This is a genomic window from Acinetobacter sp. UBA5984 (assembly GCF_002429925.1).
GTDB lineage: Bacteria > Pseudomonadota > Gammaproteobacteria > Pseudomonadales > Moraxellaceae > Acinetobacter > Acinetobacter variabilis.
Genome location: NZ_DJBE01000056.1, coordinates 19,191 through 44,499, shown reverse-complemented (window position 1 = coordinate 44,499; position 25,309 = coordinate 19,191). Strand labels below are relative to the sequence as shown.

The following is a 25,309-nucleotide window of genomic DNA, read 5'->3' as shown; positions in this document are numbered from 1 at the left end:
ACATCAGGTTCAATCCCTGCGTGTTCGAATGCAAACATTTTGCCTGAACGCGCAAAACCAGCCTGAACTTCATCAAGAATCAACACGATGTTGTGTTTTTCAGTCACTTCGCGGATTTTTTGCAACCATTTTACTGGTGCAGTTACCACACCGCCTTCACCCTGAATCGCTTCAAGGATTACAGCTGCAGGTTTGGTCACACCGCTTTCGACATCTTCAATGAAATTTTCAAAGTAGTAAGTCAGGGCATCAACACCGGCTTCACCGCCAAGACCCAGTGGGCAACGGTATTCATGCGGATACGGCATGAACTGTACACCCGGCATCAAACCGTTCACTGCATTTTTCGCAGACAGGTTACCTGTCATTGCCAATGCACCGTGAGTCATACCATGATAACCGCCAGAGAAGCTGATCACTGAGCTACGACCAGTAAAGGTTTTCGCCAGTTTAATTGCGGCTTCAGTTGCATCTGCACCTGATGGACCACAGAACTGCAAGCAGTACTCTTCTTGGCCACCTGGAAGATAAGAAAGAAGTGCTTCGGTAAAAGCATCTTTTAAAGGAGTAGTAAGATCCAGGGTATGCAATGGTAAACCGCTTGCAATTGTATCCTGGATACTTTGAATGACTGCAGGATGATTATGGCCTAAAGCCAACGTCCCTGCCCCAGCTAAACAATCAAGGTACTCAGTACCTTCAACATCGGTAACCCAGCAACCTTGTGCTTTCGCTATCGCTAACGGTAATTTACGTGGATAACTACGCACATTCGATTCCATCTGACTTTGGCGAGTCAAGTAGTATTCGTTTGTGGAATTGGTGGCAGGGTTTACAGAAGTAACGCTCATATCGAATTACCATCTCTGATATGGGTGAAAGAAATAAGTCTGGTGACGTTTGGTCCTTTGACTCGGCGCTTTATAAGGGTTCTAGCTAGCAGTTTTGTATTCGAATAACTAGGAGGCGGATGATACCGAATTTTTCAGGAAAATAAATAACTTTCAGTCACATTTTGTCCTAATCTTTATCGAAAAAAAACATCATGCTAATCCATCCCCTAAATCATCATCTTACAGTGTGACAGCAGAAAGAAAAGCGTGTTCTTTTATGGTTTTTTGTAGCGCAGGCGGCATTCAGGTAATCAATCTCAAAATTATTCATTAAGTATTTAATTATTAATAATAAATATAAATTAAATAATGAGATAAAATTAAAGAAAATTTAACACTCTTACGACAAATATTTCGTAAAAAGATCACAATTGAGATTTAATATTTTAACAACGGCTTAGATGGCCAATTTTAAGAAAAACAGGACAATTTCATGCGTCTCTTAGCACTTACCAGTTTGATCCTTGCCAGCACCCTCTCCACAGGCACATTCGCAGCTCCTGCTGAATCTCTGAATTATAATGTTGTTAATCTTTCAGCAGAGGCCAGTCGTGAAATCTCAAATGATGAAATGCATGCTGTGCTTTATATTGAAAAATCCAACAAACAACCAGCTGAACTGGCCACTCAAATTAACCAGCTGATGAATCAGGCGATCGCCACAGCACGCAAATATCCAACTGTGAAAATCGAGACTGGGGCACAAAGTACTTACCCTATTTATGACAATGACAACCGTAAATTGAAAGAATGGCGTGGTCGTGCCCAAATTCGTCTGGAATCGAAAGATTTTAAAGCGACATCTCAACTGATTGCCGAATTACAACAGCACTTCCAGACCCAGTCGATTAACTTTAAAGTATCAGACGAAAAGCGTAAAAAAGTTGAAAGCGAACTGATAATTGAAGCCACCAAAAACTTCCAGCAACGCGCACAGGCACTCACCCAGACCTGGAACAAACCGAGTTATCAACTGGTGAACTTAAACCTGAATACTAACAATTATTCACCACAGCCAGTACCGCGTATGGCCATGATGAAATCTGCATCGGCTGATATGGCGGTTCCTGAGCAGGAATTTGCGGCGGGTGAATCGCAAATGACCGTCAGCGCGAATGGGGCGATTCAGTTTAAATAAGACTTCATTATATTCCTCAGACTTTTAAGAACCACTCTTTTGAGTGGTTTTTTTATCATGTGAATATTCTCTGAAAAATCAATGCTACAAATTCATACAAACTCAGATATGAATTGAGCTTTGATCGGTTTAGAGTAACGGACATTTGTGTCAACCCTCTCTCCTCATGTCACTCGATCAATTGAACCTGTATCTGTTTCATCTTCTCAATGTACCTGACCAAGCCTCGATCTGGATGATTAACTATGCCAGTCTGATAGCGCATGATCTGGTGTATGTATTCCTGCTGATTTTTGCTATTGCCTGGCTGCGTGGTAGTCATGAAGTAAAAACCGGGATTATTAAAGCTGCAATCTTCACAGCAATTACCTTGTCGATTAGCGAGGTATTATCTACCGTTCTAAACACACCTCGCCCTTTTGTCATGGAAGTTGGCCGAACTTTGATTGAACATGCGCCTACAGGTTCATTCCCAAGCAACCACATGAGTATTTTCAGCGGGATTGCCTTTGCCTATTATTTCTCAGCACAACGTGATTTGGGACGAATCCTGCTCTGGACTGCTTGGCTGGTAGCCTGGTCACGAGTTTATGTGGGTGTACATTTTCCGATTGATATGGTGGGAGCATTCCTGATTGCTTTAGCAGTCAATCTTGCCGGCTTACCGCTCTGGTGGAAATATGAGAATAAAATCATGCGCTTTATTTTCAGTATTCATCAATTCCTGTTTAAGCCTTTTATTCGAATGGGATGGATTAAATAAACTTAATCCAAATGTCATAAAAAAATCCCGCTCGAAAGCGGGATTTTTTTATAGACCGAAGATTTAGTAAATCGCCATATGATTGCGATGAATCATCTCTAAAGAACGTGCTTCACCCAAGACCTGATGCACTTTATCTGATGCCAGACCTTTGACAATTTCCGCTGAACGCGAACTGAAGTTGACACGTCCTACAGCAATACGGTGACCTTGTCGATCGACACATTCCACTACATCACCACGGTCAAAATGTCCTTCTACCGCTTTGACACCGACAGGCAACAAGCTACGGTGATTTTCTTTGATGGCTTTAACCGCACCATCATCAATCACCAGACGACCTGCAGTTTGCAGATGCGCTGCTAACCATTGCTGATGTGCAGTCATACGATCATCATCAGTGATAAAAAGTGTACCCAACATTTCACCCGCCATCAGGCGCGATAAAACATTGTCACTATCACCACTGGCAATTAATGTCGGACAACCAGACTTGGCAGCCAGACGAGCAGCACGGACTTTGGTCAGCATACCGCCACGACCAAATTTTCCGCCGCCGCCTGCCATATCAAACAGGCTTTCATCCATGGCACGAACGGTATGGAACAGTTTGGCATTCGGATTAGAACGTGGATCCGAGTCGAACATGCCTTCCTGATCGGTCAGGATAATCAGCAGATCTGCATGAACTTGACCTGCGACCATCGCTGCGAGTGTATCGTTATCACCAAAGCGGATTTCATCAGTAGAAACCGTGTCATTTTCATTAATGACTGGAATCACATGCCAGTCAATCAAGTGTTGCAAAGCATCACAAGAGTTGAGATAGCGACGACGGTCTGCCAGATCATCATGAGTCAATAATACCTGAGCGGTTTGAATGCTGTGTTTTTCCAGTACACTTGACCAGGTCTGGATTAAACCCATTTGACCAATGGCAGCACAAGCCTGAAGACTGGGTAGATCGGTGGGTCGATTCTCAAGTTTCATTCGAACCATACCTTCAGCCACAGCTCCGGAAGAAACGAGAATAATCTCGTGTCCGGCATTGTGTAGATCCGCGATTTGTCCCGCCCAATGCGAGATCGCATCTAAATCTAAACCTTGCCCGTTTGCTGTGAGTAAAGATGATCCGATTTTAACAACGATTCGTTTACAACCCTTGAGCTGACGTTGCCCATCTACCACTTCTATCATCTTGTCCTCAGACTTATCTTTAAAAGATTAACGTACGTAATATACTTCTACGTCGCTGTCGTCATCATCTTCATCATCAAAGTCATCGCCACCCAGACGTTGAGCGCGACGCATTTCACGATAAGCTTCTTTCGCAGCAATCGTTTGTTCACGTGTTTCAGCTTCAAGCTGATCACGGAATTCTTTCATCTCTGCTGCGTATTCAGGATCTTCAACTTCGCGTTCGCGTTGCTGCTCGATTTGATCCATCAGGTAATACACCACATCCTTAGTGCCTTCAGCCGTTAAGCCTGAAGTTTTAAAGACAGGACCTTCCCACTGCAATTCTTCAAGAATGTGATTACACCATTCGTCACGAGTATCTACAGCAAGCTGATCGACCTTGTTTAGAACCAATACCACTGGTAATTTTGAAAGTGTTGGGGAGAATTTTTGCAACTCATTCAAAATCGCTTTGGCATTGTAAGCTGGATCTGAACCGTCAATCGGTTGAACATCTACAATGTGAAGCAGAATACGGGTACGTGCCAAATGTTTCAGGAAGCGAATCCCGAGACCTGCACCTTCTGCCGCACCTTCGATCAGACCTGGAATATCCGCCATCACGAATGAACGGTGACGATCCGCATCCACTACACCCAGGTTAGGCACCATGGTTGTGAATGGATAATCCGCCACTTTTGGTTTTGCAGCAGAAACTGCACGGATAAAGGTTGATTTACCTGCGTTTGGCATGCCGAGCAAGCCAACATCAGCCAGCACTTTCAGCTCAAGACGGATTTCACGGAATTCGCCTTTGGTACCATGCGTACATTTACGCGGAGAACGGTTGGTTGATGATTTGAAGTGGGTATTACCCAAACCACCTTGGCCGCCATGTGCCACTAATACTTTCTGGCCGTCTTCAACCAGATCTCCAATAATATCGCCAGATTCAGAATCGACGATAGTTGTTCCCACAGGAACTTTTAAAATAACTGATTCGCCACCACGACCAGCACAGTTTGCGCCAGCACCGTTTTTACCACGTTCAGCGCGAAATTTACGGGTATAACGATAATCTACAAGGGTACTCGTGTCGTCGTCAGCCTGAATATAAATGCTGCCGCCACGACCACCATCACCACCATCTGGACCACCAAATGGTACGAACTTTTCACGGCGAAAACTGGCTACGCCATTGCCACCGTCGCCAGCCTCTACGGTAATGACTGCTTCATCAACAAAGCGCATAATGCCAATCCTCTAAAAACTTTAAAAACCGCCTATTCTGCCATATTTTAAAGCATTTCTCGACTATATTTATTGGGCTTTCCATGAAGAAGACCCAATTTAAGATTATTTTATATTATTCAAGCAAAAAGCTGATACAGATTGACGATTTATCAAGAAATTATTGTGAGGAACTTATACAAAATAAAGATCAACAAAATATTTGTACTTAGCTTAGATTTGAGTTAGGTCTTTTCTTATAGTTGAAGTGATTTACTACTTTAAGCTTAATTTTCTTGATTGTGTTTTACTCTTTGATTGAGTTGATTTTGAAAAATAACTCATTTGTAATCCAAAAAAAAATTATCAACTGTCTTATTAAGTTTTATAAAAACAAGGTTGATGAGCTAATTTCTAAGCTCTTGGGTCGGTCTATTAGCTTCACCTACTGTCATATCAAGATCATTTTCATATTTTAAATAATTAGCTTTAAAGTAAGTATCATCGTTACCATATGTTCCAATATGATCACAGAGCCCTTTTATACCTTCATTCACCAACTCACATTCAGAATTAAAATTATTTACCAATGTCTTTAATTCTATATTTTCCTTTTGATACCGAACTATCATATCCAGATTTTTTTGAGTGAAGACGTTCGATCTTTTAATTTTTCAATTTCAAAAAGATACTGGTTATTAAAAAGTTTTTCTCTATTTTCACTTAATTGCCATGATTTAAATTGATATTTCACGCTATTTGCTACATCTATCAAATGACTCTCTAATGCAAGCAAAGATGCATAATTATCTTTAGACATACTAGATAGAATTTCACTCCCTTTCTGCTCTCTCCAGCTTGTATAAGTCATTAATACGGCTATTGGAGCAAAGATTGCAGCTGACCAAAGTAAAAGATTAGTCGCTAAAGTGAGATCAACTTCTAAAAGTTGAAAGATCGCATAAATAGCGATGCATAAAGTTAGGATAATTGCGTACACTGCCAATAATCGAGCAACTAAATTTTCTGATTTATCCATTTATTGCTTCCCCAAAAGCAATTTAATTTTTATTTAGCAACACGCTCTTTATTTTCCAAAATTTCTGGCAAACTCCGCTCTACCCAGCCAATCAAATAATTTATTTTTTCTGCCGCTTGCGAACCGGTAATGGTCAACTGATATTCCACTTTAGGGGGCACAACCGGATACACCGTTCTTAAAATAAAACCGTCCTGCTCCAGCATTTTTAAGGTTTGTGCAAGCATCTTTTCACTGATCCCTTCAATTCGCTGCTTCAGCTCACTAAAACGATGTACACCCTCACTTAAACAGCGCAATACCAGCACTGACCATTTATTGGTGAGATGTTCCAGTATTTCACGGGATGGACATTCATTAGATAGCACCTGTCCCAGTAATGGACTGATTGCATACTTGGTCATTGAAGAGTTCCTTTCTTGATCACAATTTTAGTTATTACTTACTATTTTTAATGTACTTACCATTTGTAAGTTAACAGATTCATATGGACGTATCAAGGTGAATTTTCCATCAATTAATGCAATGGTTTTATAAAGCTGATTTGCCACCTTTATCTTCCACAATAAAAAAGAGCCTCAAAAGAGGCTCTTTTTAGATGACTTCTACAAATTATGCATTTGTTTCAGCAGGAACTTTTGGATAGCTTACGCCGCCCATTTGTTCAGCAATGCGAAGTACCTGGCAGCTATAACCCACTTCGTTATCATACCAAACGTAGCAAGTTAAACGGTTGCCTGAAGTGATTGTCGCTTGAGCGTCGAATACACCTGCAGTACGCGAACCGATAAAGTCAGAAGATACAACTTCAGTAGAGTTTGTATAACCGATTTGACCTTGAAGGTTAGAATTGATTGAGATTTGGCGAATGTATTCATTCACTTCATCACGATCAACTTCTTTATCTAAAGTCAGGTTCAGGATCGCAAGAGATACGTTTGGTGTAGGAACACGTACAGAGTTACCAGTCAACTTGCCTTTCAGTGCAGGAAGTGCTTTCGCAACTGCTTTAGCAGCACCAGTTTCAGTGATGACCATGTTCAATGTTGCAGCACGGCCACGACGGTCAGCTTTGTGGTAGTTGTCGATCAGGTTCTGGTCGTTTGTGAACGAGTGAACTGTTTCAACGTGACCATTGATCACTGTGTATTTGTCGTTTAACACTTTCAATGTTGGAGTGATCGCATTGGTTGTACAGCTTGCAGCAGAGATGATTTGATCTTCATCAAGGATGTCAGCCTGGTTCACACCAAATACAACGTTCTTCATGTCACCTTTACCAGGTGCAGTCAGAATTACACGAGCAGCGCCTGGGCATTTAAGGTGTTGAGCAAGACCTTCAGCATCACGCCATTTACCAGTGTTATCGATCACTAATGCATTTTCGATACCGTATGCAGTGTAATCCACTTCAGATGGATTAGATGCATAGATCACTTTGATGAACTGACCGTTTGCAATAATTGCTTCGTTTTCTTCATCTACAGAAATCGTACCCGCGAATGGACCATGGATTGAGTCACGACGTAATAAAGACGCACGTTTTTCAAGGTCACCGTCAGATGATTTACGAACTACGATTGCTTTCAGGTTCAAGCCACGGCCTAGACCTGACTGGCTGATCATCAAACGGGCAAGGATACGACCGATACGACCGAAACCGTAAAGAACAACGTCTTTACCTTCAACAGAAGTTGCATTGCCTTCAAGTGATTTCACAGCATCAGCAACGAATGCGTTAACATCACCACCTTTCGCTTTGAATTCAACAGCAAGTTTGCCTAGATCAATTTCAGCAGTACCGATGTTTTCCACTTTTGCCAATGCTTCAAGGATTGGGAAAGTGTCTACAACAGAAAGCTCAACGTCTAATACGCGAGTACGACGATGCGCTTTAAGGATCTGAATTACAGAACGGTTAATTAAAGAGCGACCGTAAACTGTAGCTACGATATTTTTTTCACGATATAACTGACCTACTAGGGCAATCATACGTTCCGCAAGTTCTTCACGGTTTTTCCAACGACCTTGGTGCTCTGCATGGAGGGCAACGATAGTGTCTTTGCTCACAGATACGTCCTCTAATTAATTGTAAATCTAAGCATAAATTTCAAAACCCGATAATTGTAATGGAATTGGCCGCAAGTTTGAATCAAAAGCTGATTAACTCTGGCCGAAAATCCGATATATTCACTATAAATTTTGAAAATAATTGTAATTAGTCAGATGATTTTGCATTTAAAATTTGAAAAATCATCTACTAACTATAAAAACCAGATTTTTGTTAAATGTTGTTTATTCAGTCAAATTTATCATTCAAGAATCTAAACGTTTCTGATAACGCTCTAAATTTTGTGCTAGTGCTAAGCGTCTTTTTCGTTGTTCAATAATGTGTAGTATACCTTCAATCACCAACAATACGACGGCCAGCCAGATCGGAAGATAAGTCAGCCATTCGCCAGCTTCAACCCGCTCCCCTAATGCCATAGACGCAAAAGCCAAAAGTACTGGTTCTAAATAACTTAATAATCCGAAGATGACAAAAGGCAAATAGCGACTCGCCAGAATATAGCTTCCCAACCCCAGTGCGCTTAAAAAGCCTAGACCCAATACCGCAAAAATCAGATGCTGTGCATTAAGAATCAATTGCATGGAATCGCTATGAATAAAGCCCAGATAAATCGCGACAGGCAGAATGATGAAAAGGTCCCACCAGAAACCGCCCAAATGATCCGTCTGGAATTTACGGCGCATAAAGAAATACAGCGGATATGCCAGTGCTACATACACCGTTTCCCACGCGATCGAACCGATCCTCCAGATTTCATGTCCTACACCTAATATGGCCAGTGCGACTGCTGCCATTTGCCAGCGTGACAACTTCTCTTTATAGAGCACACATCCGACCAAGACCATGACTAAAGGCAACAGGAAATATCCCAGGGATACCTGTAAACCGCGGCCATTAATTGGTCCCCATAAAAAGAGCCACAACTGTGTCGTACATAACAGGGAACTGATGATCAACCAGATCAAAAAAGCAGGCTGTTTGAGAATGCGTTTAAAAATATGAGTGATATGACTCAAATCGCCTGACCACCACATGAACGCAGTCAAAAATGGAATGGTCGCCAGCATCCGCCAGGCAAAGGTCTGTTCACTGTCTAAAGGCTGCAACAATGGCGTGAATATATAAAGAACACCAAATACCACTGATGCCAATACCGATAATGCAATACCTTTATACATGCTTCAAACCCAAGATCATTCCAGCACATTATAACGATTAGTCTAAAATAAAGCTTGAAGATTCATCTGACCAAAGGTAATAGCAAGGCAAAATATATAATTTAAAAAAGAGATGGATTAAAAAAAACCATGCCGAAGCAGGGTTTTTTATACATAACCCGATTGGCCTTTTATTTTCTTGCCTGTTGGGTCTGTTTGGTATGTATCACATCACTCAAATCATAACCCACAGATTGCGCATATTGCAGGTATTCATTCACCACGTTCTGATCAAGTTGAGGATCACGTGACAATACCCACATATATTTACGTTTAGGCTCGCCTACCAGTACGGTTTGATAATTATCATCCAGTTTCAATACCCAATAATCGCCACGGCCCACTGGCAACCAGCGAATAAACTCTGGTAAGAAACTTACTTTGAGCTTGGTGTTATAAGGTGCATTCTGAATGTATGCCTCACCCACTGATTGGGTCACCTGACCATTTTTCTGGATACAGCGGTTATCTACATTAACGTTACCATTTTCATTTAATGTATACGTCGCCGTAACATCACGATCACACTTGTTCTGGAATGTAAGTGGTTTACGAGCCACTTCATACCAAATGCCCAAATAACGGTCCAGTTCAACTTTCTCTACAGTGGGTAAAGAATCGTTCTTGGCATAAGCCATGGTTGCAGCCCCGAGTCCAAGTAGAACTGCACCACCCACTGCAATTTTTGCAAGTTTCAATCCCGCATGAGGCAGATTATTTTTAGTTGTCATACGATACCTATTTGTTGATCAGGACAAAATTTTCAACATGAATATTTCGTACTTACAATAGCGGCATCCGTAGACATACTTTGTAGCATTATGTTAGGTTTGTGATTGATTTTACGTAATTTAAATCTGTAATTTACACACAGACCTAACTTAACATCTGCGCTTTTAAACGTAAAATTTCATCCCGTATACGTGCAGCCTGCTCAAATTGTAGCTCTTTTGAAGCCTTGAGCATTTCTTTTTCCAGTTTATTGATATGCTTCGCGAACATCTTTGGATCGGCCATGATATGGCGTTCATCTGCACTGATCGCACGGGCCTGATCCGAAGCTTTCAGCTCAATAGTTTCATCATCTAGCACTTCACCCGTATCAATTTCCTTAATCACCTGACGTACTGCACTACGTGGTGTAATACCATGCTCTTCATTGAACTGAATCTGTTTGGCACGACGGCGTTCAGTCTCATCAATGGCTTTTTGCATTGAATCAGTGATGCGATCTGCATATAAAATCGCTTTACCTTTCAAGTTACGCGCTGCACGACCAATGGTCTGGATCAATGAACGCTCTGAACGCAGAAAACCTTCTTTATCCGCATCCAGGATTGCAACCAGTGAAACTTCTGGCATATCCAGACCTTCACGCAGCAGGTTAATGCCGACCAGAACATCGTGCACACCGGTACGTAGCTCATGAATAATCTTCACACGCTCAACGGTATCAATATCGGAATGCAAATAGGCCACCTTGATTCCATATTCTTTTAAATAGGATGTCAGGTCTTCTGCCATGCGCTTGGTCAATGTCGTCACCAGCACACGTTCATTCATTTCCTTACGGATATTGATTTCAGACAGTACATCATCGACCTGAGTCAGGACTGGACGGATTTCAATTTCCGGATCAATCAGACCGGTTGGACGAACCACCTGCTCGACCACCTGTTCAGATTTTTCCAGTTCATATCTTGCAGGTGTGGCACTGACGTACACGGTCGTCGGTACAATACGTTCCCATTCCTCAAATTTCATCGGACGGTTATCCAGCGCACTTGGCAAGCGGAAACCATAATTCACCAGATTTTCTTTACGGGAACGGTCACCTTTGTACATGGCTCCAATTTGTGGAACAGTCACATGCGATTCATCAATAATCAGCAAGGCATCATCAGGTACATAATCAAAAAGTGTCGGCGGTGCTTCGCCTGCCGGACGACCCGATAAATGACGTGAATAGTTTTCGATACCGTTGGTATAACCGAGCTGCTGCATCATTTCCAGATCATAACGGGTACGCTGTTCGATCCGTTGGGCTTCCAGCAACTTGTCATTTTCACGGAAAAAGACCAGACGTTCTTTTAACTCATCTCGAATCGTTTCAATCGCGCGAGCCAGATTGTCTTTCGGTGTTACATAGTGACTTTTAGGATAGATCGTGACACGCGGCACTTTACGGATCATTTTCCCGGTTAAAGGATCAAACCAGCGAATGGAGTCGACTTCATCATCAAACAGTTCAATCCGGATGGCATCCTGATCCGATTCGGCTGGGAAAATATCAATGATCTCACCACGGATACGATAGGTACCACGCAGGAATTCCAGTTCATTACGTGAATACTGCATTTCGACCAGACGACGGATAATATCATCACGACCAATGCGATCCCCTTCCACCACATGCAGCAGCATGCTCATATAAGCATTCGGATCACCCAGACCATAAATTGCAGACACCGAAGCAACAATAATCGCGTCACGTCGTTCTAAAAGTGCACGGGTGGCCGAAAGACGCATCTGGTCAATGTGGTCATTAATCGCCGCATCTTTCTCGATAAAGGTATCTGAAGATGGCACATAGGCTTCTGGCTGATAGTAGTCATAATAACTGACGAAATATTCAACCGCATTATTCGGGAAAAATGCTTTAAATTCGCCATAAAGTTGTGCAGCCAGCGTTTTGTTATGGGCCATGACAATAGTCGGACGCTGGGTACGGGCGATGACATTGGCCATAGTATAGGTTTTACCTGAACCGGTAACCCCCAGCAAAAGCTGATCGTGATAGCCTTTTTCTATACCCTTGACCAGCTTTTCAATGGCCTGTGGCTGATCGCCAGCAGGTTGATAATTAGTCACCAGTTCAAAGGGTTGTTTATCACTCATAGCTTTAATAATTTCACTGCGGATATCGACTCAATTTATTATGGGGGTAAAATTGAATTACTCAATCCCTATCCAGGTTTCTGTTTAGTAAAATAAATCGAGTGAAATATTATGCTTTCGTAGCCTAAAACCATTTTAGTTCTAATCTTTTCTATCAAAATTGAATCAGTATAAGTTTTGATTCGGTTCCTTACCTTATTCTGGCTTATTCAATATTTAGCCAAAATTTCTGTATAAAGTTCTGCTTTATCTGATGATGTAATAAAAATTAATTTCACCTTGACCCTTATAGCGTTCAAAGGCAACATGAAGCTAATCAGGACATCGAATAAAAAAGCCATGACTTACCATTATCACGATGAAAGTATTGTTAAATCTCTGCCAGAAAATACGGTATTTGTTTTCGGAAGCAACTTGGCTGGACAACATGCCGGAGGTGCAGCTCTAACAGCTTATGAGCATTTTGGGGCGGTTATGGGGGTTGGTCGTGGCTGGGCAGGTCAAAGTTATGCCATTCCGACTATGAATGAGCATTTGCAACAGATGCCTCTCTCACAGATCCAGCACTATATTGATGACTTCAAGATTTACACCAAGAACCATCCTAAAATTAAATATTTTATTACTTCGGTTGGTTGTGGCATTGCAGGCTATAAAGTTGAAGAAATTGCTCCTATGTTCAAAGGCATTTCCCACAATGTCATTTTTCCACAATCTTTCCGGCCTTTTGTAGAAAAAGCGCTTCCAAAAATTACGTCGCAATTCCTGCATACCATCTTCCGGGATTCAGTGATTTTTACTCCGGCGACAGATGAGCTGATTGATGTTCTGGCACTGACCGATAATGAAAAGAGTCTGGCCAAGATTCTGCTCAATACTCAGATTTATCCGGTCGATAGCAATGGTCGTGATCGTGTATTCGAGATTGAAGATATTCTGCATAACCTGAATGGCAAGATTTTTGACTTTCAGAATAATTCTGAAGGTTCCATGCTGTTTGGTGCCGTAATTCTGGCGCTACTGGAACTTTATAATATCAATGAAAAAGACTTTATTGATGTCTGGAAAGGCGATCGTGAGATTGCCCCGCCAAAACCTGAAAATAAGGCGCGTAAAACAGTTCGCTAAGAAAATCTCAAATTTTACTCATAAAAAAGCCATGAACTTCATGGCTTTTTTATTTATTAACGTTTGCCCATTGAACGGCGTGTACCACGAGGTGGCATCCAGGTCCGATCAGCATAACGTTGCGGTTTAGGTCGCAGATGTTCCAGAACTTCATCTGAAGCAGATTGTTCTGCCTGTTTTAATGGAAACGGTAAATTAACCAGTGGTTTTTTCTTGGGAGAATTTTGGGAGCTCATGCGCAATACTCAATAATTTATGCGGCTATTGTACAAAAAAACTCTATCTGCAGTGTACCATCGGTTAGCTAAATTTATTAAAGCTTTTTCTAGTAAGTTTTAAGCGGAAAATTTGCTGATTTCTTGTATATATCACGTCCGGAACAGAAAGCTTAAATCATTATTTAAAACTTAGATTAATGATAAAAATGTTACCCACTTATTATTCTATTACTTCAATAAAATTGAAAATTTTATAAAAATTAACATCCTATTTATCTTCACTATTCATGATAATTTTTACATAAATATATATTTTATTAATACAATTTATACAAATTTTGGCATTTTTTACTTTCTGTTAACTTTTTACTACTCGTTCTGTAACTGTGTAAATTGGTGAGATTTAACTAAATTGTCCAATAGAAAAAAAAATAACTAGCACGGACAAGGAGTCCTCTGAACAATGAAGACAATCATGGTATGCATGGCAGGTCTAGCCACACTACCCCTGCTTGCACATGCAGAATCCCCATATTTCAGCCTACAGGATGGCGATGGCTTTAAGCGATTTTCCGTTTCAGTTGGTGCACTGCATGTCATGCCACAAGGAAAAGCTCAGCCTTTTCAAGTTAATACTGCTGTAAAAAATGGTGAAGTTGCCAGAAATGGTACTATTCAAGTCGATACTGTATTGAATAACTTGAATTCTAATGTTGACCAAGAGGGTCTTGCAGCAGCATTAGAATTTCTGGGTTTTTTTACCGGTGGTGAATTAGGTAGTGGACTCAGCGGTAGTTCACGAATTCAAGGGTTGGAGGAGTGGAATAATCCGGGCACCGGTCTGGAAGCAGATGATGTCACTACCCTTGGGATTTTAAGTAATTACTTTTTTACCGATCACGTATCACTTGAAATGAAAGCCGGCATTCCACCCAAAGTGGACTTACAAGGCAAAGGAAAAATTTATGCTCCTTTCGCTGCGATCGCTACACCTCAAATCGGTAGTTTGCCTTTAGAATTTCTAAATATCGATCTGCAAAATGATATTTTTATTACTGATTTAGAAGCTCATGGTCCTGCAGCGTCAGCACGTGCTTGGACGCCTGCCTTTGAATTACAATATCATTTTGGAAAAACCGGAGTTAATAAGTTTCGCCCTTATGTCGGCTTAGGGATAATGTACGCTTACTTTAATGAATTGGAGATTAACCCGCGTACTGAACAGGATTTGATTGCAGCCGGTCATATGATTGCCAATATCAAAGAAGGCAATGCCGGAGCTTCACTGGAAGGTAAACCGAGCAATGCCAATCCTACAGTAGATCTTGAAGCAACCGATGCATTCGCTCCGATAGCCACCGTCGGTTTCACCTATGATTTTAATCATACTTGGTTCGCGGTAGGTTCTGTATCTTATGCTCATCTGAAAAATGAAACCACTATTACTGTTTCTGATGATAGTTTGGGTGAATTAATTACCTCCAAAGCCGATATTGAAGTCAATCCAATTCTGGCCTATGCAGGATTCGGGATGCGTTTCTAATCAATTACAATTTCTATTCAAACCTCAAAATTCCAGAACAACGGCTACGGCCGTTGTTTTATTTTCTGACGTTCTATACAGCTATAAAAAAAATTTATCGTTTGATTAATTTTTATTTTATCGCCTCTCTAGGTTGAATCGAATACTATACCTATCAACTTTATATGCATGAATGACTTATGGCTGACAGTCAATTTTCCAGAACCCTGATTTTTATGCTGATTGGCGCTGCCATTATTCTGGCCTTATCTTTGGGGATTCGTCATGCATTTGGCCTGTATCTGGTGCCAATGAGTGAAGAATTTGGCTGGGGTCATAATGTCTTTAGTTTAGCCATTGCCATGCAGAACCTGATCTGGGGTGCTGTTCAGCCCATTACTGGTGCCTTCGCTGACAAATATGGCAGCAAGATTGTCGTTGCCGTTGGCGGTACCTTATATGCGCTTGGTCTGTTATTGATGGCTGTCAGTTCAACCGGATTACTATTGAATCTCAGCGTCGGACTGATTTTAGGTCTGGCTTTGTCTGCGACTTCTTTCCCGGTTTTATTGTCTGCGGTTGGACGAGCTGCACCACCTGAAAAACGCAGTCTGGCAATGGGGATTGCCAGTGCAGCAGGCTCCTTCGGCCAGTTTATTATGCTGCCTTCAACGCTGTTACTTTTACAGAATGTCGGCTGGTCAGCAGCACTTGTTGTCAGCGCAATTTTAATCGCTTTGATTGTACCTTTGGCCTGGATGCTAAAAGCCCCGATGTATGTCGATCCGAATGCGACTCCTACACCGAATAAAGTTTCACTAAGCTTTAAAGAGATTTTAGTGGTAGTCAAAAACCATAAGCCATTCTGGTTTCTGGCGATGGGCTTTTTTGTCTGTGGCTTTCAGGTGGTCTTTATCGGGATTCACCTGCCGGGTTATCTGATTGATCATGGGTTCAATGCTACAACTGGCACGATTTTCCTGGCGCTGGTGGGCCTGTTTAATGTTGTCGGTACCTATACGGCTGGCTGGCTCGGTGGAAAGTATTCCAAACCACGTCTGCTAATGGGCTTATACGGTCTGCGCGGGATTGCGATTATCGCCTTTCTGATGCTGCCTTTAAGCACCTGGACGGTCTATGCGTTTGGTGTCATCATGGGATTATTATGGCTTTCTACCGTACCGCTCACCAATGGTATTGTTGCCAATATGTTTGGCGTGAAATATCTGACCATGCTCAGCGGGATTGTATTCTTTACCCATCAGGTCGGTTCATTCTTTGGCGGCTGGCTCGGCGGTGTAAACCATGACATGAGTGGTAACTATAATGCAGTATGGATGCTGTCGATTGCCTTAAGTATTTTTGGCGTACTGGTGCACTTATGGGTAAATGAGGAGCAAATTGTACATGACTGATTCCACTTTTCTGCTCAAGCTTTCCATTGCGGTAGCGATGGTACTTCTCCTCGCTATTTCTCTATTGCTCTGGAGCCAGACTCCAGAACTGTTTGAGTACTTTAACCAGGCTTTTTGCGCACACTGATTGTCAAATATTTGACATTTTTCAGCAGCTTTAGGACTTTGTTTTGCCATATTAATTAAAAGATTTCAATTCAATCATTTAGATATTTTTATCCGAATTTTCATAAGTTTAGCAATTCTTGTGATTTTATTTTTGCTCTGGATTTTTTTAGATTTTCTACAACAAGAAAATTCAGAGACTTTCCAATGACAAGCTTGACCCAACTTTCACAAGCCATTCACGATGCACCACGCTGGCATCAGCAAGATCAGTTCCAGAATACTGATGAAATTAAAATTGTTCCGCAGGCAGATCAAGCGCTAGGCGCAGTGGTTTATGGCCTCGATGCCCGCAAAGCCCAATCTGGTGAAATCATCCTGCGTCTGAAGCAAGCTCTGGCCGAACACTTGATCCTGATCTTTAGAAACCAAAGTCTGGATGATCTACAGTATCTTGCCTTTGCCACCTATTTCGGTTCAATCTTCCGTCCAGATGCTGACACGCCAGTGCTAGCTTCTAAAACCGATACGGGCCCCCCACCTGATGTCGTACCAGTTTCCAATGCAGTCGGTCAAGGGGATTACACCGGCCATGGTGAACTTGCACCGCATGCCGATCACCAGTGGACACCCCTACCAGTTACAGCTCATTACCTATAATCCATTTGTGCGCTTCCAAAGCAATAAAGGTGGTAATGCTTATGCGGGTAATATGCCAAGGTATCGCTTTAAAGATGAGTCAATTTTAGGTCACGCCTACCCGCACCCACTGGTACGTACCCATCCTGAATCTGGCGTAGAGCGCTTTGGTTAAATACCCATACCGAAGTTGAGCTGGTGAATTATGACGATCAGGCAGGCAGTGAACTGATTGCAAAATTACGTGAACATGTCTTAAAACCTGAATTCGCTTATGAGCACAATTGGGAAGCAGGCGATATCGTGTTCTGGGATAATCAGGTTACTCTACATTCACGCCGTCCTTTCCCCGCTGATCAACGCCGTTTATTAAAACGGATCAGCTTGGCAGGTAGTCGTCCATTTTAATCTCCATAAAAATATAATAAAGAGAAAGGTTATTTAAGCCTTCGACAATAACGACTCATCATGTAGATTTTCCGCCATTGAGGAATGACCACCTCAATGGTTTTATTTTTAAATCTTCAATCATCCTATTTTGGCAATATCAGGAGAGATGCTTTGAATTAAATTTTTTAGAAATACAGCTTTTAACAAAATCGGTAATTAGATTACTTTTTCTCACTCAAACTGCCTAGTGTATTTTTCCTTTTCTGCTTAGCGTATTAAAAAACAAGCGATTGCTATAGCTGCAAAAAGGAGAAGAAAATGAACGAGATTCAATTTTCAGATTGTGTCCGCGCATGTATGACTTGCTCGCTGGCCTGTACCAACTGTGCCAGTGCCTGCCTGAAAGAAGAAGATTTAGAAATGATGCGGGAATGTATTCAGCGCTGTCTGGACTGTGCTGATCTGTGTCAGCTCTGCGCCCGCATGCAACAAAAGCAATCTCTATTTATGAAAGAGATTTGCGAGCTATGTGCTAAAGCTTGCGATTATTGTGTAGAAGAATGTGGCCATCATGAGGATGATCATTGCCAGCAATGTGCAGAAGCTTGCCGTCGCTGTGCTGAAGAATGCCGCAAAATGGCAGCTTAATTTCCAGCATTACTGGCTAGATTGAACTTTTTCAATTTAGAAAATAAAAAACCCGCAAATCGAACTTGCGGGTTTTTCTTATTATTTAAGATTTTAGGTATCTGTAATTTTGGAAAATTCTGCTTTAAACTCAGTTTTTTTAGCTCTTATATCATCAATTTTATAAGCAAACTTTTTAACCCATAAAGATGTAAGTAAAGGCACGATAATTGCTGAAATAACTACGCAGGCTGCAATTAAAGTAGTTGCTGCTGGTGCCACAACCTCAAATTGTGGGGCTACCTGAGCAATAAGCATTGGTGTAGCGGCTGCAGAACCTGCTGTACTAGATGCTGCTATTCCTGCTGTACCATTACCTTTGGCCAAAAATATATCTGCTGGTATTAAAAAGAGAGCCGAAATCAAGACAACAGTAACACCTAGAATAATTCCAGGTAATCCAGTTTCTAGAATTAGTCCAAAATTAATACTATTACCCAGAGCAAAACCAAAAAATGGAATCATTACTTTCGCTGCAGGAGCAAAAAAGTCTCTCATTTTTTCATCTAGATTGCCTAATAAGAAACCACACAAAAATGGTAGAACCACTCCTACTAGAGCGGCAGGATGAAAAGAAGCAACACCAGCTGAACCTAAAATAAGCATAGTAAATAAAGGGCCAGACTCAATTCCAATGAGTGCGCCTGCTGCTGCCTCTTCTTTAGTTCCATATTCTGACGTTAATGAAGAGTAAAGACCAGCATTGGTCATATCAAATGCAACCACTATAGCTAAAATAGAAAAACCCGCAAATAGCGGAGTATTCAACATTTCATCTGGCTGCATGAGAGAACCTAAAACTAGAGCTAACATCCAGGCAATAAATAATTTTGCACCGATAACGGCTCCTGCTTTTCTGACGACAGTGGCAGTAGCACGAACATTAATAGAAGCCCCTAAGCAGAAAGTCCAGACTCCTAAAATTGGTACAGCCCCTGTAATAATTCCCTTAGTAAATGAACCAAAATATTCAGCAGTATCTGGTGCAAATGTATGAATTGTTGCACCAATTAAAAGTGGAATTAGCATCATTCCACCAGGTACTTTATCTATAAATTTTTTAATTTCCATTTTAAAAACTCCCTCGAATTCCATCCTGAAGAGTTATGGTTTTGATAAAGCAATACTGATCTTAATTATTTTGAAACTATTTTTTAAAATAGAAAGATATTTATTGCGGCTGTGGAGATCAAAACCATTACTCTTATTGAGCAATTTCCTTTTTACATTTGTGCACCGATCATCCAAGGTACAAATTCTTCTCCACCAATTCCTAACGCTTCACTTTTACTTTTCTCACCCGAGGCTACACGAATAAACATTTCAAAAATTTCTTGACCTTTTTCTGCCACATTTGATGTTCCGTCCATAATATTTCCACAATTAATATCCATATCATCTAGCATCCGATCATACATAGCAGTATTCGTTGCAATTTTGATTGAGGGTGAAGGTTTAGCACCAAAACAAGAACCACGTCCTGTCGTGAAGGCAACTAAATTTGCCCCACCGGCAATTTGGCCAGTAGCTCCCATAGGGTCATAACCTGGTGCATCCATGAATACCAAGCCTTGTGTGTCAATAGTTTCCGCATAACGATACACACCTTTTAATGGTGTTGAACCACTTTTTGCTACCGCACCCAGTGACTTCTCTAGAATAGTAGTAAGACCGCCCGCCTTATTTCCAGGAGTAGGATTATTATCAATACTACCTTTTTCACGATCAGCATAAGCTTCCCAAGAATGAATCAACTCTACTAATTTATGACCTACTTCATTATTCACCGCCCGACGTGTTAATAGATGTTCTGCACCGTAAATTTCTGGAGTTTCCGATAAGATTGCTGTACCGCCATGTGCAACCAAATGATCAACAGCTACACCTAGGGCAGGATTAGCAGTAATTCCAGAGTATCCATCGGAGCCACCGCACTGCAGAGCGACACATAAATGAGATAATGGTAGCGGCTCTCGGCTCACTTGATTTGCTTCAGGTAAAATTTCTTGCACTAACGCAATCGCCTTATCAATAGTTTTTTGTGTCCCCCCTTCTTCCTGCATAACCAGTGATTTTATTTTACTAGCATATGCTGGATTTTTTGATTGAAGAAGTGGTTTCAACTGATTGGCTTCACACCCTAATCCTATGATTACTACCGCTGCAAAGTTAGGATGCTCCATATAACCTGCAATAGTACGACGTAATTGCTTGAGCCCTTCACCATGATGATCAATACAACAACCAAAACTATGTGATAATGCTACTACGCCATCTACGTTAGGATAATTGTCTATGATTTCTGGGTGGTCAAAATACTGAGCAACTTTTTTTACCACTGTTGCTGAACAGTTGACTGTACTGATTACTCCCACATAATTCCGAGTAGCTACACGTCCATCTGCACGTTTAATTCCTAAAAAATTTCGAGGCTGCAGCGCAGTTGCTATTGGAATTACATTTTCTCCAAACGCGTAGTCACGATCAAAATCAGCTATGGCCAAATTTTGTATATGAACATGCTGACCCGCTAGAATATTCTGGGTAGCAAAACCAATAATCTGACCATAACGTAATACAGCTTCACCTTTGAAAATATCTTTTAGTGCGACTTTATGGGCAGCAGGGATATCTTCTAAAGTAGCAATCTCTTCTGTAATCGGTGTGCGTGATATCAAAGGGCTTTTGGCAATTGCAATATTATCATTCGGATGCAATTGAAGAATATAAGATGTGTTCACTGTTTGCTTCCTTTCTAGTAGCTGGCTGAGTCCATAATGTCTTTATATTTTGCTAGTGCTATCAGATATTAAAATGTCTGATTGAATTCATCATAGTCTTTTTATTTTTGACAATCTGTGATATTTAAAAGACACATTGTTGAATAGGATTGGACAATTTATGCCAGGAAGGATTCCTCCTCTTCATCTTATTTATGCTTTTGAAGCTGTAGTTAGGCATTCATCATTTTCCAAAGCAGCTGATGAACTTAATGTTACCCGTAGTACAATTTCACATCGGATTCAGACCTTAGAAAAATTACTTAATACTGTTTTATTTGAGCGAACTACACGCAAGTTAAATTTAAGTGCTACAGGTGCATCCTATTATCAGTCAGTAAAAAAAGCCCTACATTCACTAGATAGTCTTAATAAAATTAACTCGAATAACCCTCATCAAAAAACAGTTACGCTATCGTCTCCTCCTACTTTCGCAAATATTTATTTACTTCCTCGTTTAAAAGACTTTTTAGAACAGTATCCAGATATTGAGATTGCTATAGAAATTGCAAAATCACAGCTTGATTATGAAATTAGCAAAGTTGATTTTGATATTAGATATGGAACTGGAATCTACCCTGGTATGCAAAGTTATCAGATTAGCCGAGATACTATTTTCCCAGTTGCATCGCCTTATTATGTAAAAATAAAGAATATTCGTTCACCTAGGGATCTTAAAAACTGTGACCTTTTAAGGAGCTATTTAGAGCCTTGGTCACCTTGGTTTACGCAAGCACATTTAGAATGGAAAGAACCTATACAAGGACATCGCTTTGAAGATTTATCTTTACTTTATCATGCAGCACAAAATAACTGGGGTATAGCGTTAGCTAGAGAATCACTAGTAAATAAACTCATTAATCAAGGATCACTCGTACAACTATTTGATATTACAGCGCAGCCTCAATTTCAATATTATGCAATTGTAGACCCGAGGAAAAACATATCTGATGAAGCCCAACTGTTTATTCAGTGGTTATGCCAAAATTATGATAAATAAAAAACCCGCAAATTGAGCTTGCGGGTTTTTGATCTAACCTGAATAAATCAAATTAGAATAAACGGTTCATACCATTCAAGGTTGCCACACGATAGGCTTCCGCCATCGTTGGATAGTTGAATGTAGTTTCCACAAAATACTTGATCGTATTGTTCGGGCTGTTCATGACCGCTTGACCAATGTGGATAATCTCCGAAGCATTATTACCGAAACAATGCACACCTAGAACTTCCAGTGTATCGCGGTGGAACAGGATTTTTAATTCACCAACCGTATCACCGGTAATCTGCGCACGCGCCAGATGACGGAAAGAAGCCTGACCCACTTCATACGGGATTTTTTCTTCAGTCAGCTGCTGCTCAGTTTTACCGATCGAAGAAATTTCTGGAATGGTATAAATACCAGTCGGAATATCAGTTACGGGTGCAACGTCTTGCTCACCGCTCATGTTGGCACCTGCGCAACGACCTTGGTCATAGGCAGCAGAAGCCAATGATGGCCAGCCAATCACGTCACCTGCAGCATAGATATTTTCGACTTCAGTCTGATACTGTTCATTCACGGTTAATTGACCGCGGCTGTTTGGTTTCAGGCCAATATTTTCAAGGCCTAAACCGTCAGTATTCCCTGAACGGCCGTTACACCACAGAATAGCGTCTGCCTTAATTTTCTTGCCGCTTTGTGTATGCAGAACGACATAATCATCAGAAGTTTCAAGGAAGTCGATCTGTTCATTATGACGGATCAATACACCCTGTTCGCGTAAGTGATAAGACAGCGCATCGGAGATTTCATCATCCAGATAGCTCAGCAGTTTTGGTTGGGTGTTGATCAGGTCAACCTTATGTCCCAATCCAATAAAGATTGATGCATATTCACAGCCAATCACACCTGCACCATAAATAATGATTTTTTGGATCGAGAAATCCAGATCCAGAATTTTGTCTGAATCAAATACACGTGGATGATTGAAATCAAGAATCTCTGGACGGTATGGACGTGAACCCGTCGCAATCACCAGTTGCTGGAACATAATGGTTTCTTTTATGCCATCTGGTGTAAATACAAAGATCGTATTTTCGTCTTGAATGTAAGCACGACCATGATAGATATCAATCTTGTTACGGTCATAAAAACGTGAGTGAGTATCCACCTGCTGCTGAATCACTTTATGTGCATTGCGCAGTACCTGTTTCATAGTGAATTGTTTCCATTCACCTACTTTTTGAAACATTGGATCACGTTGATAACGGATGATGCTGGATACCGTTTGACGCAATGCCTTACTTGGAATCGTACCTACGTGTGTACAGTTACCACCCAGCTGTTCACGCATATCTACAATTGCAACACGCTTACCAGATTTGGCAAGTTTCATTGCCGCGCCTTCGCCCGCAGGGCCTGAACCTAGAACTACCGCATCGTACTTAACGAAAGTTCCACTAACGACCTCTTTTTTACGTGGCATTCAACGCTCCTTAAAATTAAAAAATTTTGCTTTAATCTACGCTATATTATGACGTAATTGCTACCAATTTGGTGTATTTAACTTACATATATTGTGTGATAAGAACATTTTTTAAATGAATAATCCTTTTCACCCTATTTCACCTGAGTTTCGTTATAATTAAAAAAGTGTTAACTTTGATTTATCTCCCTCCTTCAAAACAGTGGAAAAGTTATATATGTCTGAAAACCGTAAACCTGAACAGGGTATCAAACTTCGCGGCGCAGAAAAGGTCGCCCGTATTCCTGTAAAAGTTGTTCCTACGGTTGAAACGCCACGTAAGCCGGACTGGATCCGCGTGAAAATGGCCGCTCCCGAGGAAGTTCAGCGTATTAAAACTACACTTCGTCAGCAAAAACTGCATACCGTATGTGAAGAAGCTGCCTGTCCGAACCTGCCTGAATGTTTTGGTGGGGGTACAGCAACCTTTATGATTATGGGTGATATTTGCACGCGTCGCTGTCCGTTCTGTGATGTGGCACATGGTCGTCCAAATGCACTTGATCCAGACGAGCCGCGTCATATGGCAGAAACGATTGCCAACCTGGGTCTGAAATATGCAGTCATCACTTCAGTAGACCGTGATGACCTATTGGATGGCGGTGCACAGCATTTTGTAGACTGTATTAAAGAAGCTCGTGCTTTGAGTCCAAAGACTTTGCTAGAAATTCTGGTACCTGATTTCCGTGGTCGTATGGACATCGCTTTACGCATCATGACTGAATGTCCACCAGACGTGTTTAACCACAATATCGAAACTGTGCCACGTCTGTATAAAGCGATGCGTCCAGGTTCAGATTATCAGCACTCTTTAAACCTGTTAAAAATGTTTAAAGAATACTGTCCGGATATTCCAACCAAATGTGGTTTGATGGTCGGCATTGGTGAAACTGAAGAAGAAGTCATTGCTTTGCTGGATGACCTGAAAGCACATGACGTGGATTATGTAACGATTGGCCAGTATCTACAGCCATCTAAACAGCATGCGCCAATCGACCGTTTTGTAACGCCAGAAGAATTCGAACGTTATGCAGAACATGGCCGTAAGCTTGGCTTTAAGAATATCTGGTCAGCACCGATGGTACGTTCAAGTTACTTTGCGGATCGTCAATACTATGGTGAACCGGTTCCAGAAGTACGCCGTAAAGTTGATCCAGCAAAAAAAATCGCTGTACAGGCGATTGAAGCTTAAAATGACTTAGATCAAAGCCCTCTCAAGTAGAGGGCTTTTTTATGCCTAACTAAATTTATATTTGTTCACTTTTTAATAATTTTATCTACCCTCTCTTGGAGATTAAGTTATTACTTATCTTCACATTTCTTTGCGTGTTCTCACTTGAAGACTGCGCATTTTTCAAACAATCTCAAAAACAGATAAAACACTTCAATATATCGTTGAAATATTTAATAACGATTGTTCTCACAAGAACAATTGTGAATTTGCCAATTGCTAAGCGATGTAAAAAAATTGATCAAGTCTTATGAAGACA

At 41.1% G+C, this 25,309-nt stretch carries 22 protein-coding genes and 1 pseudogene; 10 read left to right on the top strand and 13 right to left on the bottom strand.

All coding sequences use genetic code 11. The features are described from left to right. On the bottom strand, window positions 1–851 hold an 851-nt coding region (locus B3J29_RS09570), incomplete at its 3' end, for a diaminobutyrate--2-oxoglutarate transaminase family protein (protein WP_286965148.1). Between the two features lie 475 nt (window positions 852–1,326). Here B3J29_RS09570 and B3J29_RS09565 point away from each other — a divergent pair. Next, window positions 1,327–2,031 (top strand): SIMPL domain-containing protein, encoded by a 705-nt coding sequence (locus B3J29_RS09565; protein ID WP_034170042.1) that lies wholly within the window; start codon window positions 1,327–1,329, stop codon window positions 2,029–2,031. A 166-nt stretch (window positions 2,032–2,197) separates the two neighbouring features. Then, window positions 2,198–2,794 (top strand): phosphatase PAP2 family protein, encoded by a 597-nt coding sequence (locus B3J29_RS09560; RefSeq protein ID WP_175967271.1) that lies wholly within the window; start codon window positions 2,198–2,200, stop codon window positions 2,792–2,794. Window positions 2,795–2,857: 63 nt separating this feature from the next. Here B3J29_RS09560 and proB read toward each other — a convergent pair whose 3' ends face one another. The 8 genes from proB to uvrB form a co-directional block, all read right to left on the bottom strand. Then, window positions 2,858–3,991 (bottom strand): glutamate 5-kinase, encoded by a 1,134-nt coding sequence (gene proB, locus B3J29_RS09555; RefSeq protein ID WP_034170044.1) that lies wholly within the window; start codon window positions 3,989–3,991, stop codon window positions 2,858–2,860. Window positions 3,992–4,018: 27 nt separating this feature from the next. Further along, window positions 4,019–5,224: an Obg family GTPase CgtA gene (gene cgtA / locus B3J29_RS09550; RefSeq protein WP_004782712.1), complete on the bottom strand. Its 1,206-nt coding sequence runs from the start codon at window positions 5,222–5,224 to the stop codon at window positions 4,019–4,021. A 607-nt stretch (window positions 5,225–5,831) separates the two neighbouring features. Continuing rightward, on the bottom strand, window positions 5,832–6,242 hold the full coding sequence (locus B3J29_RS09545; protein ID WP_286965140.1) for a hypothetical protein: 411 nt from the start codon (window positions 6,240–6,242) through the stop codon (window positions 5,832–5,834). A gap of 29 nt (window positions 6,243–6,271) precedes the next feature. After that, window positions 6,272–6,646 carry a winged helix-turn-helix transcriptional regulator gene (locus B3J29_RS09540; protein ID WP_286965137.1) on the bottom strand — a complete coding sequence of 125 codons (375 nt, stop codon included), beginning with the start codon at window positions 6,644–6,646 and terminating at the stop codon, window positions 6,272–6,274. A gap of 208 nt (window positions 6,647–6,854) precedes the next feature. Continuing rightward, entirely contained in the window at window positions 6,855–8,312 is a 1,458-nt protein-coding gene (locus tag B3J29_RS09535; RefSeq protein WP_004782721.1) for a glyceraldehyde-3-phosphate dehydrogenase, read from the bottom strand. Window positions 8,313–8,558: 246 nt separating this feature from the next. After that, on the bottom strand, window positions 8,559–9,491 hold the full coding sequence (gene rarD / locus B3J29_RS09530) for an EamA family transporter RarD (RefSeq protein ID WP_005234915.1): 933 nt from the start codon (window positions 9,489–9,491) through the stop codon (window positions 8,559–8,561). A gap of 170 nt (window positions 9,492–9,661) precedes the next feature. After that, the gene (locus tag B3J29_RS09525; protein WP_034170046.1) at window positions 9,662–10,261 is read right to left on the bottom strand and encodes a lipocalin family protein; all 600 of its coding nucleotides are present in this window, start codon (window positions 10,259–10,261) and stop codon (window positions 9,662–9,664) included. 145 nt (window positions 10,262–10,406) lie between these two features. Beyond that, window positions 10,407–12,428, bottom strand: a complete 2,022-nt coding sequence (uvrB, locus tag B3J29_RS09520) for an excinuclease ABC subunit UvrB (RefSeq protein WP_034170047.1) — start codon at window positions 12,426–12,428, stop codon at window positions 10,407–10,409. Between the two features lie 339 nt (window positions 12,429–12,767). On the opposite strand from uvrB, the gene B3J29_RS09515 reads away from it, so the two are divergent. Beyond that, window positions 12,768–13,556, top strand: a complete 789-nt coding sequence (locus B3J29_RS09515; RefSeq protein WP_034170048.1) for an A1S_2505 family phage non-structural protein — start codon at window positions 12,768–12,770, stop codon at window positions 13,554–13,556. Window positions 13,557–13,612: 56 nt separating this feature from the next. Here the strand turns inward: B3J29_RS09515 and B3J29_RS09510 are convergent, their stop codons facing one another. After that, window positions 13,613–13,792 carry a hypothetical protein gene (locus tag B3J29_RS09510; protein ID WP_005234902.1) on the bottom strand — a complete coding sequence of 60 codons (180 nt, stop codon included), beginning with the start codon at window positions 13,790–13,792 and terminating at the stop codon, window positions 13,613–13,615. A 445-nt stretch (window positions 13,793–14,237) separates the two neighbouring features. Between B3J29_RS09510 and B3J29_RS09505 the strand changes: the two genes are divergently transcribed. The 5 genes and pseudogenes from B3J29_RS09505 (at window position 14,238) to B3J29_RS09485 (ending at window position 18,493) form a co-directional block, all read left to right on the top strand. After that, the gene (locus tag B3J29_RS09505; protein WP_005234901.1) at window positions 14,238–15,317 is read left to right on the top strand and encodes an OmpW/AlkL family protein; all 1,080 of its coding nucleotides are present in this window, start codon (window positions 14,238–14,240) and stop codon (window positions 15,315–15,317) included. A gap of 179 nt (window positions 15,318–15,496) precedes the next feature. Then, window positions 15,497–16,711 carry an MFS transporter gene (locus B3J29_RS09500; RefSeq protein ID WP_286965135.1) on the top strand — a complete coding sequence of 405 codons (1,215 nt, stop codon included), beginning with the start codon at window positions 15,497–15,499 and terminating at the stop codon, window positions 16,709–16,711. Then, window positions 16,704–16,838, top strand: a complete 135-nt coding sequence (locus B3J29_RS09495; protein ID WP_034170050.1) for a hypothetical protein — start codon at window positions 16,704–16,706, stop codon at window positions 16,836–16,838. Before B3J29_RS09500 ends, B3J29_RS09495 begins: the two co-directional genes overlap by 8 nt. A 185-nt stretch (window positions 16,839–17,023) precedes the next feature. Further along, window positions 17,024–17,863, top strand: a pseudogene (locus tag B3J29_RS09490) (TauD/TfdA dioxygenase family protein). A 300-nt stretch (window positions 17,864–18,163) separates the two neighbouring features. After that, window positions 18,164–18,493 (top strand): four-helix bundle copper-binding protein, encoded by a 330-nt coding sequence (locus B3J29_RS09485; RefSeq protein ID WP_286965133.1) that lies wholly within the window; start codon window positions 18,164–18,166, stop codon window positions 18,491–18,493. A gap of 93 nt (window positions 18,494–18,586) precedes the next feature. On the opposite strand, the gene B3J29_RS09480 is transcribed toward B3J29_RS09485, so the two are convergent. Together B3J29_RS09480 and B3J29_RS09475 are read right to left on the bottom strand one after the other, a co-directional pair. Further along, window positions 18,587–19,603, bottom strand: coding sequence for a 2-keto-3-deoxygluconate permease (locus B3J29_RS09480; RefSeq protein WP_034170051.1), 1,017 nt, complete (start codon window positions 19,601–19,603; stop codon window positions 18,587–18,589). A gap of 152 nt (window positions 19,604–19,755) precedes the next feature. Further along, window positions 19,756–21,273, bottom strand: a complete 1,518-nt coding sequence (locus B3J29_RS09475; RefSeq protein WP_005234887.1) for a UxaA family hydrolase — start codon at window positions 21,271–21,273, stop codon at window positions 19,756–19,758. 160 nt (window positions 21,274–21,433) lie between these two features. On the opposite strand from B3J29_RS09475, the gene B3J29_RS09470 reads away from it, so the two are divergent. Beyond that, a complete protein-coding gene (locus tag B3J29_RS09470) occupies window positions 21,434–22,312 on the top strand; it encodes a LysR substrate-binding domain-containing protein (RefSeq protein ID WP_034170052.1) in 879 nt (292 codons plus the stop codon). Window positions 22,313–22,364: 52 nt separating this feature from the next. Here the strand turns inward: B3J29_RS09470 and sthA are convergent, their stop codons facing one another. Then, complete coding sequence (gene sthA, locus B3J29_RS09465) at window positions 22,365–23,780, bottom strand: Si-specific NAD(P)(+) transhydrogenase (protein ID WP_005234884.1); 1,416 nt, start codon at window positions 23,778–23,780, stop codon at window positions 22,365–22,367. A 217-nt stretch (window positions 23,781–23,997) separates the two neighbouring features. On the opposite strand from sthA, the gene lipA reads away from it, so the two are divergent. Next, window positions 23,998–25,011 carry a lipoyl synthase gene (gene lipA / locus B3J29_RS09460; protein ID WP_005234883.1) on the top strand — a complete coding sequence of 338 codons (1,014 nt, stop codon included), beginning with the start codon at window positions 23,998–24,000 and terminating at the stop codon, window positions 25,009–25,011. Window positions 25,012–25,309: the final 298 nt, after the last annotated feature.

Bases quoted from the DNA above. Each gene is read 5' to 3' on its own strand.
- B3J29_RS09510 (WP_005234902.1), bottom strand. From the start codon at position 13,792: ATGAGCTCCCAAAATTCTCCCAAGAAAAAACCACTGGTTAATTTACCG.
- B3J29_RS09505 (WP_005234901.1), top strand. From the start codon at position 14,238: ATGAAGACAATCATGGTATGCATGGCAGGTCTAGCCACACTACCCCTG.
- B3J29_RS09485 (WP_286965133.1), top strand. From the start codon at position 18,164: ATGAACGAGATTCAATTTTCAGATTGTGTCCGCGCATGTATGACTTGC.
- B3J29_RS09500 (WP_286965135.1), top strand. From the start codon at position 15,497: ATGGCTGACAGTCAATTTTCCAGAACCCTGATTTTTATGCTGATTGGC.
- B3J29_RS09515 (WP_034170048.1), top strand. From the start codon at position 12,768: ATGACTTACCATTATCACGATGAAAGTATTGTTAAATCTCTGCCAGAA.
- sthA (WP_005234884.1), bottom strand. From the start codon at position 23,780: ATGCCACGTAAAAAAGAGGTCGTTAGTGGAACTTTCGTTAAGTACGAT.
- rarD (WP_005234915.1), bottom strand. From the start codon at position 9,491: ATGTATAAAGGTATTGCATTATCGGTATTGGCATCAGTGGTATTTGGT.
- proB (WP_034170044.1), bottom strand. From the start codon at position 3,991: ATGATAGAAGTGGTAGATGGGCAACGTCAGCTCAAGGGTTGTAAACGA.
- B3J29_RS09470 (WP_034170052.1), top strand. From the start codon at position 21,434: ATGCCAGGAAGGATTCCTCCTCTTCATCTTATTTATGCTTTTGAAGCT.
- B3J29_RS09565 (WP_034170042.1), top strand. From the start codon at position 1,327: ATGCGTCTCTTAGCACTTACCAGTTTGATCCTTGCCAGCACCCTCTCC.
- B3J29_RS09540 (WP_286965137.1), bottom strand. From the start codon at position 6,646: ATGACCAAGTATGCAATCAGTCCATTACTGGGACAGGTGCTATCTAAT.
- B3J29_RS09480 (WP_034170051.1), bottom strand. From the start codon at position 19,603: ATGGAAATTAAAAAATTTATAGATAAAGTACCTGGTGGAATGATGCTA.
- B3J29_RS09495 (WP_034170050.1), top strand. From the start codon at position 16,704: ATGACTGATTCCACTTTTCTGCTCAAGCTTTCCATTGCGGTAGCGATG.
- B3J29_RS09545 (WP_286965140.1), bottom strand. From the start codon at position 6,242: ATGGATAAATCAGAAAATTTAGTTGCTCGATTATTGGCAGTGTACGCA.
- cgtA (WP_004782712.1), bottom strand. From the start codon at position 5,224: ATGCGCTTTGTTGATGAAGCAGTCATTACCGTAGAGGCTGGCGACGGT.
- uvrB (WP_034170047.1), bottom strand. From the start codon at position 12,428: ATGAGTGATAAACAACCCTTTGAACTGGTGACTAATTATCAACCTGCT.
- B3J29_RS09560 (WP_175967271.1), top strand. From the start codon at position 2,198: ATGTCACTCGATCAATTGAACCTGTATCTGTTTCATCTTCTCAATGTA.
- B3J29_RS09525 (WP_034170046.1), bottom strand. From the start codon at position 10,261: ATGACAACTAAAAATAATCTGCCTCATGCGGGATTGAAACTTGCAAAA.
- lipA (WP_005234883.1), top strand. From the start codon at position 23,998: ATGTCTGAAAACCGTAAACCTGAACAGGGTATCAAACTTCGCGGCGCA.